This is a genomic window from Actinomycetospora chiangmaiensis DSM 45062, from assembly GCF_000379625.1.
GTDB classification, from domain to species: domain Bacteria; phylum Actinomycetota; class Actinomycetes; order Mycobacteriales; family Pseudonocardiaceae; genus Actinomycetospora; species Actinomycetospora chiangmaiensis.
On sequence record NZ_KB903246.1, the window covers coordinates 97,650 to 110,518 of the forward strand.

Consider the following 12,869-nt stretch of genomic DNA (forward strand, 5'->3'; position numbering starts at 1 on the left):
GACGGTCAACCCTGTGTCACCGTTGTCGCACAATCGCCCAGCACGACACGAGACGGACGCCGAACGGGGTAGTGGATCCGTCGTGACGGTCCAACCGATCGGTGCCGCGCTCGACCTCCTCGCCGACCGTGACCCGGACCGGACCGCCGTCCACGAGATGGCGACCGGGACCACCCTCTCCCGCCGGGACGTCGCGACGAGGTCCGCGGCCGTCGCCGCGGCGTGGTCCGACGACGTGGCGCCCGGCGACCTCGTCGGGCTCCACCTCGGCAACACCGCGGACCTCGTCGTGGGCTGCGTGGCGGTGTGGCGCCTCGGTGCCACGCCGCTGCCGCTGCCGCCCGAGCCCGCGGCGGCGCTCGACGTCGCCGACCCCGCCCTCGTCGTCGGGACCCTGCCCGACCGGGCGTCAGGACGGATCGCCGACCGCGCGCCGGCGTCGGCGTGGAAGGCGACCGCCACCGGCGGCAGCACCGGGCCCCCGAAGGTCGTGCTGTCGACCGGAGCCGCGACGGTCGACCCCGACGCCGACGTCGCCCCCTACCTGCCCCGCGAGCAGGTCCAGCTGGTCAGCGGACCGCTGCACCACTCGGCGCCGTTCACCTACGCGCTGCGCGGCCTCATGACCGGGCACACGCTCGTGCTGCTCGAGCGCTTCTCCCCCACGGCCGTCCTCACCGCGATCCCGCGGTTCGGCGTCACCTGGGCGCTGCTCGTCCCGAGCATGCTGCACCGGCTGGCCCGCCATCCCGACGTCGGGTCGGCGGACCTGGGCTCGCTACGTCACCTCGTGCACCTCGGCGCCCCGTGCCCACCCGACCTCAAGCGGTGGTGGCTGGAACGGATCGGCGCGGAGCGGGTCGTCGAGGTGTACGCGAGCTCCGAGTCGGCCGGGATCACGATGATCCGGGGTGACGAATGGCTCGCGGCGCCGGGCTCGGTGGGGCGGCCGGTGGGCGGGTCGTCGTTCCGCGTGGTCGACGCCCACGGCGGAGAGCTCCCGGCCGGGGAGGTCGGCGAGGTGATCATGACCCGCACGGGCGGACCCCGGTACCGCTACCTCGGCGGGACGGCCCGCCGGATGCCGGGCTGGGAGGACTGGGACGCGCTCGGCGACCTCGGGTGGCTCGACGACGAGGGGCGGCTGTTCCTCGTCGACCGCGCCGACGACGTGATCCGCCGGGACGGGCACGACGTGCACCCCGCGCGGGTCGAGGCCGCCCTCGAACGGCATCCCGCCGTCCGGTCGGCCGCGGTGTTCGAACTCCACGACGGGGTGCACGCCCTGCTCGACCTGGACCGGGAGGCCGATCCCGACGCGGTCGTCGCCGCGGCCGACCTCCCGCCGTGGGCGGTGCCGACCGGGGTGGAGGTCGTCGACGGTCCGCTGCGCGACGACGCAGGGAAGGTGCGGCGCTCGGCGCTGCGGGCCGAGCGGCTCACCGCCGGTGGCGGCTCGGCGCGTCCAGGTTCGTGAACCGTCCGTCGTCGTGCTCGGCCCGGTGCCGGGTGGTGCCCGTCCCCCGCGCCGACGGCGGAGGTGGGGTGTCGTCGGCACGGCGGCGACCGGTCGGCTCCGTGCCCGACCCCGGCGACGGCGACGGCGACGGCGACGGCGACGGCGACGCGTCCCCGAAGGTCATCAGCCGCCGGCGTCCGGCCGGGGCGCGTCCGACCACGCCGGTGACGGCGTCCGGCTCGACCCGCTCGGCCCGCCGCGTCGTCGTGGTGGCAGGCCGGCCCGTGGGCACCGCCGTCGGACCGCTCGGGGTCCGGGGAGCCGCCGTCGGGATCGCCGTCGGGGCGCTGCGCACCCGACCGCCCCGCGTCGGGCCCGGACGCACGGCCGGACCCGGCAGCGACGACGGGCCCGCCCGGCGGGAGTCGGGCACCGGCACGGCGCCGAAGCGGGGGTCGCGGCGGAAGTCCGACGCCGGACGGAGCGCGTTGAGCGCGGCCAGCGGGCTCTCCTGGGTCTCGGCGGGCACGACGAGCGCGCCGGCCGGGATCTGCGGCGGCCGCGGGGCCTCCCGCCGGGGCCCCCGGGGCCTCAGCGGGCGCTGCGCCGGCCCGGGGATCAACGCGGGACGGCGCCCGGCGGCGAGGTCCTCGATCCAGCCGAGGCCGAGCGCGAGCACCACCGTGAGGCCCACCGCGGTACCCACGAGGGCGCCGTCGCCGGCCCACCCGAACCGTTCGTCGATGGCCGGGGCGAGCGCGATCGCGACGTTGTGCCAGAGGTAGATCGTCACGGCCCGGGCGTTGATCACCGTGACGAGGCGGCCGAGCAGCGGGATGCGCTCCAGCCACGCCAGCCGCGGGGTGTAGCGCAGCACCAGCAGCACGGCGCCCAGGGAGACGAGCGCCTGGCCGAGCGGGATGTCGTTGAGGTCGATGCCGTTGTCGCCGGCCGGGTTCGCCAGCGCCCAGGCGGTGCCGGCGCCGATCGCCACGCCCGCTGCGAGCAGGGCCCAGCCCCACGGCATGCGGCGCAGCGAGCCGTCGCGGTGGGCGAAGCCGAGCATCCAGCAGCCGGCGAAGATCGCGGCGTCGGTGAGGGCGGTGCCGACCGCGCCGAACTCGCGGATCGCGCCGCCGAGCACCGCGTCCAGCGCGACGAGGGCCAGCGGCACCGTGATCGCGACCGCCGGACGCCGCCGCCACGCCCACAGCAGCGCGGGGGTGAGCAGCACCAGCCAGAGGTAGGTGCGGATGTACCAGAGCACGACCGTGGCGTCCACGGCCCAGGCGCTGCCGGGCGGGTCGAGCACCGGCACGAACCAGAACAGCCACTCGGACGCGTTCGGCGTCTCCTCCGGCCCGAAGCCGTGCCACAGCATGGCGGGCACGACGATCAGCCCGAACAGCCAGAACGGCGGGAGCAGCCGCTTGAGCCGCCGCCCGATCACGTCCACGGCCTCGGCGCGCGCGAGCGACGCGAGCATCAGCGACCCGCCGAGCGCGAACATGACGCCCATCGACGGGAACACGAACGACAGCCAGCCCCAGCCGGCGATGTGGTAGCCGATCACGCGGACCAGCGCGATCGCGCGCAGCACGTCGAGCCACCGCGTCCGCTCCAGCGGCTTGTCGTCCTTCCCGACGGCCGGTGCGGCCGGCTCCGACGGTGTGTCCTTCGTCGCGCGAGGGGGAGGCGGTGACGCCGTGCCGGGACCGGCAGGTGCCGGGGCCGGGACCGGGACGGGGACCGGCGCCGCCTGGCCCGGCATGAGGGCGCGCAGCGCCCCGAGGCGCTGGATCCGCTGCCACCGCACCCGCCCCCCGGTGACGGCGGAGAGCAGGGAGCGCAGCAGCACCGCGTACATCAGGGGGCGGTAGAGCACCTGCTGGACCGGGGCCACCCACAACGGCGCCATCGGCTCGCCGTCGAGCCGGAAGGCGTACGCCGCGGCGCCGGTCTGGACCACCAGCATCGAGCCCCAGAGCACGAGCGTGAGCGCGGCGTTCCCGAAGAGCAGGCCGTAGACGAAGAAGACGTCGACCAGCGGCGCGGCCAGCGGGAACAGGACCTGGAACAGCCCGATGTGGCCCAGGCCGAGCCGGCCGGTGCGCCCGGAGGGGCCGCGTTCACGCAGCGAGCGGCGGTGCTTCCAGACCGCCTGCATCGTGCCGTAGGTCCACCGGTAGCGCTGGCGCCAGAGCTGGGTGAGCGTGGTGGGCGCCTCGGTCCAGGCGATCGCGCGCTCCTCGTACACCACCCGCCACCCGGCGCGGCCGAGCGCGATCGTGAGGTCGGTGTCCTCGGCGAGGGTGTCCAGCGAGAGCCCGCCGACCTCGAGCACCGCCTCGCGCCGGAACGCCCCGGCCGCGCCGGGGATCGTCGTGATGGCCTGCATCGTGTCCTGCACGCGGCGGTCGATGCCGAACCCGACCACGTACTCGATGTGCTGCAGGCGCGGGATCAGCGCGGCCCGGTTGGCGACCTTGACGTTGCCCGCGACCGCCCCGATCCCCGGGTCGGCGAACGGCGCGACGAGGTGCGCGATGGTGTCGGGCTGGAAGACGGTGTCGCCGTCCATCATCACGACGAGGTCGTGGCGGGCGCGGGCGACACCGGTGTTCAGGGCGATCGGCTTGCCGCTGTTGGGCTGGCGGATCACGCGGACGGCGGGCAGCCCGAGGGACTCGACGAGTTCGGCGGTGCCGTCGGTGGAGCCGTCGTCGACGACGAGGATCTCCAGCGGGTGGTCGTTCGCGAGGATCGAGCGCAGCGTGGCCTCGATGTTCTCGGTCTCGTTGTAGGCCGGGACGATCACCGAGACGGGTGGCACGGCCGCGGGGGCCGGTCCCCAGGAGAACGCGGGGTCCCGACGACGGCGGGCGTGGCGGCGGGCGACGACGAGCGTCAGCACCAGCCGCAGCACGACGACGAGCCCGACCCCGATCAGCAGCCCCTGCAGCACCCGCACGGTGCCGGTGGCGAGGTCGACCGCCCCGACGAGGGCACCGCCGACGAGCCGGTCGCGGTCCGAGGCGGGCGCGTGGGCCGACGGCGCGCCGACCGCCCCCGTCACGGTGGCGAAGCGGTAGCCCTGCGCCTGCAGCTCGGGGATCAGCCGGTCCAGCGCCGCCACCGTCTGCGAGCGGTCACCGCCCGCGTCGTGCAGCAGCACCGTCGCGCCCACCCCGTTCAGCGGGGTGGCGTTGCGGACGATGGCGTCGACGCCGGGGCGCTGCCAGTCCTCGCCGTCGACGTCGGTGAAGACGTTGACGTAACCGTCGCGCCCCGACTCCTCCACGGCCGCGTAGGCGCGGTCGTCGATCGCGTCGGGCGTGGAGGAGTACGGCGGCCGGACGAGGTACGTGGTCTCGCCGGTCGCACCGGCGATCGCGAGCTGGGTCTCGCCGAGCTCGCGTTCCAGCCGCCAGCGCGGCACCTGGGACAGGTCGGCGTGGGTGAAGGTGTGGATGCCGATCTCGCTGCCCGACGCCCGGATATCGCGCAGCAGGTCGGGGTGACGCACCCCGAGCGAGCCGACCACGAAGAACGTGCCCGGCACCCGGTGCTTCGCCAGCACGGCGAGGACCTGCGGGGTCCACGTGGGGTCGGGCCCGTCGTCGAAGGTCAGCGCGATGGTGCGCGGCGGGAGACCCGTGGAGCGCGCGGGGTCGACCCGGCCGTCGACGAAGGTCCCCCCGCGCGACACCTCCAGCGGCACGGCCCCGCTCGCGCCCTGGTCGTGGTTCGCGTCGTTGCCGATCGTCGCGTTCACCAGGCCGGTGACGCCGAGGACCGTGGCCACGAGCAGGGTGAGCACGGCGACCACGAGCCAGGTCCCGACCGACGGGCCGGACCGCTCGGAGGACGAGCGTCGTGCCACGTGCCTCCACCACCCTCGCGCCGATCGGGGCCACGCACCGTGACCGTGTCCGTAGTGTGACATCTCGTTCCGGTCACGTCGCCGAGGTCCCGACGGTGGCATTGCACGGTGGGTCATCACACTCGGGTGGTACGTCGGGTTTCCGCCCGTTGATCGTCACGGTCCGGAGCAACGGGACCGGACTTGCGGGCGCCCGGTGAACACCGTCACGGTTCCGGTGTGCCCGCACCCCGTCGACGGTCCCGTCTCGTCCGCCGCCTGCTGGTGGTCGAGCTCGTCACCGTCCTGCTCACCGTGCTGATCGCGGCCGGGGTCAGCGCCGTGAGCACCCGCACGCTCGTGGAGGACGACGAGGCCGCGCGGATGCTCGGGCTCGCCACCGCGTTCGCCGTCGCCCCCGGCGTCCCGGAGGCCGTCGCCGCCCGGGACGTCGCGCGGCTCGAGCCGGCCGCCGAGGCGGTCCGCCGCGACGCCGACGCCTCGTTCGTCACGGTCATGACGCCCGACGGCACGCGGCTCAGCCACCCCGACCCGGGCCTGATCGGGCAGACCTACCAGGGCACCTTCCTGCCCGCGGCGCGCGGCGGGGCCCTGGTCGAGACGTTCCCGGGCACGCTCGGCCCCTCGGTGCGCGCGATCGTGCCGGTGCGCGCGGGTGGGACCGGACCCGTCGTCGGGATGGTGGCGGTCGGCCTGCTCCGCGTCGACGTGCTCTCGCGGGTGCTGCGCGAGCTCGGCTACCTGGCGCTCGGCGCGGTCGCCGCTCTCGCGATCGGGACGGGCCTCGCCGTCGTCGCCGCCCGCCGGGTGCGCCGGGACACGCTGGGCCTGGAGCCCGCCGAGATCACCGCGCTGCACCGCCACCACGAGGCGGTGCTGCACGCCATCCGGGAGGGGCTGCTCGTCCTGGACGCGGACGACCGGGTCGTCGTGGTGAACGACGAGGCGACCCGCCTGCTCGAGATGACCACGGCCGCCGTCGGGAAGACCCTCGCGGAGCTGGGGGTGGACCCCGCGCTCGCGGCGCGGCTGGCCGACCCGAGCCCGGTGGCGGACGAGTCGCTGCTCGTCGGGGAGCGGCTGCTGCTGGTGAACCGGACAGGGACCGACGATTCCTGGGTGATCACGTTGCGCGACCGCACCGAGATCGAGCACGTGATGCGGGCGCTCGACGACGCGCGGTCGGTGGCCGGGGCGCTGCGCTTCCAGGCCCACGAGCACGCGAACCACCTGCAGGCGGTGTCGACGTTGATCGAGCTCGGGGCCCACGACGACGCCCGCGAGCTGGCCGTGCGCTGGAGCCGTGACATCGCCGACCTCGGCGCCGACCTCCGGGAACGCATCGCCGACCCCGCGCTCGCCGCGCTCGTCCTCGACAAGGCCACCGACGCCCGCGACCGCGGCGTCGACCTGCGGGTGACCGGCCGCACCGGGACCACGGACGGCAGCGACGACCTCGTGACGGTCGTCGGGAACCTCGTCGACAACGCCCTCGACGCGGTGCTCGCGACGACGGGACGGGGCGTGGTCGAGCTGGACCTCACCGACGTCGGGGACGACCTCACGATCCGGGTGGCCGACGACGGACCGGGACTCGCCGATCCGGCGGCGGCCTTCACGGCGGGCTGGTCGACGAAGCCGGGCGGGCCGCGCGGCCTCGGGCTGGCCCTCGTCGCGCGGGTCGTGGAGCGCCGCGGCGGCACGGTGACGACGGGCCCCGGGGTCGACGGCGCCGGGACCGGCTTCGTCGTCGTCCTGCCCCGGCGGGCCCCGTCAGGTGCTCGCGAGCCGGTAGCCCACGCCCCGCACGGTGACCACCAGGCCGGGGACGCCCAGGCGTGAGCGCAGCGCGGCCACGTGCACCTCGAGGGTGCGGCCGCCCGCGTCGGCGCCGTGGTCGTCGGGAGCGAGCCCCCAGACGTCGTCGAGCAGTTCCTCGCGGCTCGCGACCCGCCCCTTGCGGCGGGCGAGGGCGGCCAGCAGGTCGAACTCCTTGCGGCGCAGCGCGACCTCGGCGCCGTCGACCCGCACCGACCGGGCCCCCAGGTCGATCTCGAGCGGGCCGGACGTGATCGTCGAGGCCAGCGCATGTCCGGACACCCGCCGCATCACGGCGTCGATGCGCGCGAGCAGCTCGTCGATCGAGAACGGCTTGACCACGTAGTCGTCCGCGCCGCTGCGCAGCCCCATCACGCGCGCGCTGTCGTGGCCCCGGGCGGTCACCGCGATGATCGGGACCGGCGACCGCCCGCGGATCCGGCGGCACACCTCGATGCCGTCGAGGTCGGGCAGCCCGAGGTCGAGCAGGACGAGGTCGGGCGGATCGACCTCGTCGCCGACCGCCGCGACCGCGGCCACGCCGGTCGTCGCGGTGCCCACCCGCCAGCCCTGGGCGCGCAGCACCTTCGCCAGTGCGTCCCGCACCGGTGCGGTGTCCTCGACGAGCAAGACCTTCATCGCCGGCTCAAAGGTTCCTCAAGTTCGTAGGGCGCGATCTGGGTCCACGGGGAGGGCCTTCCTCACACTCGCCGCAGCGAATGAGAGCTGTACCACGCCCCGCTCCTGAGGAGACACCGATGTCGACGACCACACAGGCCCCGCCGACCGATCCGCCGCCGCGGCGCACGACCCGGGGCGGTGTGTACCGGCAGCTCTGGTTCTGGGTCATCGTCGGGATCGTCGCGGGCGTGGTCGTCGGCTTCACCGCGCCCGGCTTCGCCTCCGACCTCAAGGTCCTCCCCGACATCTTCATCCAGCTGATCAAGATGGTGACCGCCCCGGTCATCTTCTGCACGGTCATCGTCGGGATCGCCTCGATCGGCAACCTGGCGAGCGCGGGCGGCATCGCCGGCCGGGCCCTCGCCTACTTCCTGCTCATGACGATGATCGCGCTCGGGCTCGGGCTGGTCGTGGTCAACCTCGTCCGGCCCGGTGCCGGCTTCCCCCGGATTCCCCCGAACCCGGCCACGCTCGCCGAGGCGCAGCAGGACATCGCCAAGAGCGCCCAGGGCGGCGGCGCCCTCGACTTCATCCGGGGCACGCTGCTCCCCGAGAGCTTCCTCGGGCCGTTCGTGGAGAACGAGATCCTGCGGGTGCTCGTCCTCGCGGTCCTCGTCGCCGCCGCGACCTCGATGCTGGCCCCGGCCCTGCGCCGGCGTGTGGTCGGTGGGGTCGACCTCATCGCCAAGGTCATCTTCGGCATCATCCGCATGATCATGTTCCTGGCGCCGCTCGCGGCCTTCGGCGGCATCGCCTACACCGTCGGCGCCCTCGGCGGGAAGAGCCTCACCAACCTGCTCTCGCTCATGCTCACGTTCTGGGCGACCTGTGCCCTCTTCGTCTTCGGCGTGCTGGCCGTGGTCTGCGCGCTCTCCGGCTTCAACGTGTTCAAGCTGATCCGGATGATCAAGGACGAGATCCTCATCATCGTCGGCACCTCGTCGTCGGAGACCGTGCTCCCCCGCCTGCTGGCCAAGCTCGAGGCCGCCGGCGCCTCCCGCTCGACGGTCAGCATGGTCCTGCCGACCGGGTACTCGTTCAACCTCGACGGCACCTGCATCTACCTGACGATGGCCGCGCTGTTCATCGCCCAGGCCGGCGGGCAGGACCTGCCGTGGGGCGTCCAGCTCGGCCTCGTCGCCCTGATGCTGCTGACCTCCAAGGGCGCCGCCGGGGTCTCCGGCGCCGGGCTCGTCACGCTGGCCGCCTCGCTGCAGGCCTTCGGCGGCGAGTTCTACACGGTGGAGTCGATCGCCATCGGCATCGCGATCATCGCCGGGATCGACCGCATCATGAGCGAGGGCCGCGCGCTGACCAACGTCATCGGCAACACGGTGGCGGTCATGGTCGTGGCGGGCTGGTGCGGCGAGCGCGACGACGAGCGCTTCCAGGCCGCGCTCGACGACCCGTCCCTCGTCCGCGACGCCATCGAGCAGGAGACGCACGGCAGCGAGGAGGACGCAGTGGGGTCGACGGACCGCACCCCGGTCGGGGCGTCCGCGTAGGTCTCCGGAACGAGCGAAGGGCCCCTCCGGTCAGATCGACCAGAGGGGCCCTTCGCTCGGGACGGGTGACTCAGTACGTCGGCAGCGACGTGTCGACCTGCTGCGCCCAGCCGGTAACGCCGCCACCCACGTGCACGGCGTTGGAGAACCCGGCGTTGTGCAGGGCCGAGAGCGCCTCGGCGGAACGGACGCCGGACTTGCAGTACAGGATCGTCTGGCGGTCCTGCGGGATCTCGGAGAACGCCTCGCCCGAGAGGATCTTGTCCTTCGGGATGAGCTTCGCGCCCGGAATCTTCACGATCTCGAACTCGTGCGGCTCCCGGACGTCGATCAGCTCGAACTTGTCGCCCGCGTCGATCTTCTCCTTGAGCTCGACCGCGGTGATGGTGTGGCCCGCCGCGGCCGACTGCGCCTCGTCCGACACGACGCCGCAGAAGGCCTCGTAGTCGATGAGCTCGGTGACCGGCGTGGCGTTCGGGTCGCGCCGGATCCTCACCTCGCGGTACTCCATGTCGAGGGCGTCGTAGACCTTGAGCCGACCCAGCAGCGTGTCGCCGATGCCGCAGATCAGCTTGATGGCCTCGGTCACCATGATCGAGCCGATCGACGCGCAGAGCACGCCCAGCACGCCACCCTCGGCGCACGACGGGACCATGCCCGGCGGCGGGGGCTCGGGGTAGAGGTGCCGGTAGTTGAGGCCCTGCCCGTTCGGGGCGTCCTCCCAGAAGACCGAGACCTGGCCCTCGAAGCGGAAGATCGAGCCCCACACGTAGGGCTTGCCCAGCAGCACGGCGGCGTCGTTCACCAGGTAGCGGGTGGCGAAGTTGTCGGTGCCGTCGAGGATCAGGTCGTAGTCGCGGAACACGTCCAGCGCGTTCGACGCGTCCAGCGGCTGCTGGTGCAGGTTGACGTGCACGAAGGGGTTGATCTCGGCGACCGACTCCTTCGCCGACTGGGCCTTCGGCTTGCCGATGTCGGACTGGCCGTGGATGACCTGGCGCTGCAGGTTCGACTCGTCGACGACGTCGAAGTCGACGATGCCCAGCGTGCCCACGCCCGCGGCCGCGAGGTAGAGCAGGGCCGGGCTGCCGAGGCCACCCGCGCCGACCACCAGGACCTTCGCGTTCTTCAGGCGCTTCTGACCGTCGACGCCGACGTCCGGGATGATGAGGTGCCGCGAGTAGCGGGCGACCTCCTCCTTCGTCAGCTCGGCGGCCGGTTCCACCAGGGGCGGCAGGGTTGCCATCGCGCGTTCAGCTCCTCTAGGACGACTGCTCGACCCGATTCAACCCCACGTGTCGACGCCGTGTTCCCGACGGCCGGTGTGGTCGCTCTCAGCGGACCGGGTTCGGCCACGGATTGGGGCGGCAGACCCTGCCGTCGCGCGGGATCCGGATGCCCTGGGGGTGGTCGTCGGTGAGCTGCGCGAGGTAGTCGTTCGACACGCCGAAGCTCTGCTGCATCATCACCGGCGCCGGCGCGCCGTCGCCCGGGCACGGCACGTGCTGGTTGCGGAAGACGTGGCCGACCTCGTGGTTGATCGCGTACTGCCGGTAGAGCCCGAGCTGCCCCTCGAAGGCGGCGGCCCCGCGCACCCAGCGCGACCCGTTGATCAGCACCCGCCCGAGGTCGGACTTCCAGCACGAGGCCTCGTAGCGGATCTGGTAGCCGCACTGCGCCCGGGTGGTCAGCTGCGAGGTGAGGCTGATGCGGAAGTCGGGGACCACACCGTCCGCCGCGTCCACGCGGCGCAGCGCGATCTCGCCGCGGCCGGTCCAGCTCCGGGGGTCGTCGAGCGTCGCGTCGACCGCGGTGGCGAAGGCCGTGTCGCCCTCGGCCGGTGTCGCGCCGTCCTCCACCTCGACGGTGTAGGTGTAGACCCGTCCGGTGCCGACCTGCGGCGTCGAGCCCGGCACCACCCGCCACGTCCCGCCGCCCGACACCGGGACGTCGCCGCCCGCGGGCAGCTCGGCGGTCGGGATGTCGATCCCCGCGTACTCCCCGCCGGAGGGCGCCTCCCCGACGACGGGTCCCCGCTCGGCCGCCGCCGCGGGCCAGCGCACGTCGGTGCTCTCCGCGCGCGGGGACACCGCGCGGGCCACGACGAAGCCGGTCAGGGCCAGCAGGACGACCGCGAGCGCCGCGAGCGCACCGCGCCGCGACCGGGACGGGGTCCCCGGCGCGGCCGCCTCGCGGGACGGCGACCAGGAGGCCGCCAACGGCTCACCCCGACGTCGGAGGGACCGGCGGCCGTCGCCCGCGCGACCGGACGGGCGCGTCCCGCGGGACGAACCGGTCGATCGGGTCACCCCCGCACGGTCTCACGGACATCCGGACGAATCGGCACGGAGTCCCATGTGCCCGCGTCGACCGCGTCGGCCATCCCGAGGACGGCGCGGGCCACCAGGGCGGGGCGCTCCATCTGCGCCACGTGCCCGGTGTCGGGCAGGCGCAGGAGGCGGGCGCGGGGGATCGTCGCGACGGTGCGGCGGGCCTTGCGCACGGAGATGAGACGGTCGACCTCGCCCCACACCACGAGCGTCGGCGTGCGGACGCGGGCGGCGACCGACCACAGCGAGCGCGACCGCGGCGCGAACCACGTGGACACCAGGCCGCCGAACGAACGCTGCAGGGCCTCGGCGAGCCAGGGGTACGCGGCGCGCTCGGCCTGCTCGGCGACCGCCTGCGCGAAGGCGGCGGGGCTGACCGCGTCGGGGTCGGCGTAGCAGAGCCGCATCGTGCGCCGCAGCCGCGTCCCGGGGTCCTCCGCGGCGAGCTCCCGCCGGGTCCGGGCCCCCACCACCGGGATCGCGGCGAGCGCCATCTTCCCGTCGCCGAGCCGGGCGGGCGCGGGTCGCAGGTCGGGCATCGCGGGGCTGATCAGCGTCGTCGTGAGGACCGACGCCGGCCGGTCGGCCGCCACCGTCAGCGCGACCGCCCCGCCGAGGGAGTTCCCGACCAGGTGGACCGGCCCGCCGAGAGACGCGACGTACGCGCCGACGGCGTCGGCGTGCGCGCGCAGCGAGTAGTCCCGGTCGGCGCGCGGGGTGGAGTGGCCGAACCCCGGGAGGTCGACCGCGTGCCCGGCCCAGCGCGACGACAGCGCGCCCGCGAGGTCGGTCCAATTGGTGGCGGACCCGCCGAGGCCGTGGACGTAGACGACCGTGCCGGAGGCCGGGCCCGTCGCCGGCGTGTCCCGCACGTGCAGCTCGACGCCGTCGACCACGACGCGCCGGCCCGGCCAGTGCGGCGTGGGGTCGCCGATCGGCCCGAGGGCGCCGGTCGGGGCGAACGGGACGGTGTCGACCGCCGTCGTCGCGCTCGCCCCGCCTCCGTTCACCTGCGGGCCACTCCCCGGAACCGTGATGGTCACGATGACCATGGTGCAGGTGGACGGCAGGTGAAGCGAATCCACCCGGGCGGTACTCCGGAGGGCGACCGACGACGGACCGCGCGTGACGGACGCGTCCGCGCGTCACGGTCGGTAGGGTCGCCCCGACCGCGCGGGGCACCCCCGCGCGGC

General features: G+C 74.4%; 8 protein-coding genes. 3 read left to right on the forward strand and 5 right to left on the reverse strand.

All coding sequences use genetic code 11. The features are described from left to right. The first annotated feature begins 82 nt into the window (after positions 1-82). Entirely contained in the window at positions 83-1,477 is a 1,395-nt protein-coding gene (locus A3CO_RS0125990; RefSeq protein WP_018335189.1) for a class I adenylate-forming enzyme family protein, read from the forward strand. Here the strand turns inward: A3CO_RS0125990 and A3CO_RS0125995 are convergent. Further along, positions 1,440-5,342: a glycosyltransferase gene (locus tag A3CO_RS0125995; RefSeq protein ID WP_018335190.1), complete on the reverse strand. Its 3,903-nt coding sequence runs from the start codon at positions 5,340-5,342 to the stop codon at positions 1,440-1,442. The two genes, A3CO_RS0125990 and A3CO_RS0125995, sit on opposite strands and share 38 nt — an antisense overlap. A 219-nt stretch (positions 5,343-5,561) precedes the next feature. Here A3CO_RS0125995 and A3CO_RS34385 point away from each other — a divergent pair, with 219 nt between their 5' ends. Next, positions 5,562-7,184: a sensor histidine kinase gene (locus tag A3CO_RS34385; RefSeq protein ID WP_157647854.1), complete on the forward strand. Its 1,623-nt coding sequence runs from the start codon at positions 5,562-5,564 to the stop codon at positions 7,182-7,184. On the opposite strand, the gene A3CO_RS0126005 is transcribed toward A3CO_RS34385, so the two are convergent. Next, a complete protein-coding gene (locus A3CO_RS0126005) occupies positions 7,116-7,799 on the reverse strand; it encodes a response regulator transcription factor (protein ID WP_018335192.1) in 684 nt (227 codons plus the stop codon). The genes A3CO_RS34385 and A3CO_RS0126005 overlap by 69 nt on opposite strands. Positions 7,800-7,918: 119 nt before the next feature. On the opposite strand from A3CO_RS0126005, the gene A3CO_RS0126010 reads away from it, so the two are divergent. Next, on the forward strand, positions 7,919-9,346 hold the full coding sequence (locus tag A3CO_RS0126010; protein WP_018335193.1) for a cation:dicarboxylate symporter family transporter: 1,428 nt from the start codon (positions 7,919-7,921) through the stop codon (positions 9,344-9,346). Positions 9,347-9,416: 70 nt separating this feature from the next. Here A3CO_RS0126010 and moeZ read toward each other — a convergent pair whose 3' ends face one another. From moeZ to A3CO_RS0126025, 3 genes are all read right to left on the reverse strand, one after another. Further along, a complete protein-coding gene (gene moeZ / locus A3CO_RS0126015) occupies positions 9,417-10,592 on the reverse strand; it encodes an adenylyltransferase/sulfurtransferase MoeZ (protein ID WP_026205023.1) in 1,176 nt (391 codons plus the stop codon). A gap of 88 nt (positions 10,593-10,680) precedes the next feature. Then, a complete protein-coding gene (locus A3CO_RS34390; RefSeq protein ID WP_018335195.1) occupies positions 10,681-11,565 on the reverse strand; it encodes a DUF3152 domain-containing protein in 885 nt (294 codons plus the stop codon). An 86-nt stretch (positions 11,566-11,651) separates the two neighbouring features. After that, positions 11,652-12,728 carry an alpha/beta fold hydrolase gene (locus tag A3CO_RS0126025; RefSeq protein ID WP_018335196.1) on the reverse strand — a complete coding sequence of 359 codons (1,077 nt, stop codon included), beginning with the start codon at positions 12,726-12,728 and terminating at the stop codon, positions 11,652-11,654. Positions 12,729-12,869: the final 141 nt, after the last annotated feature.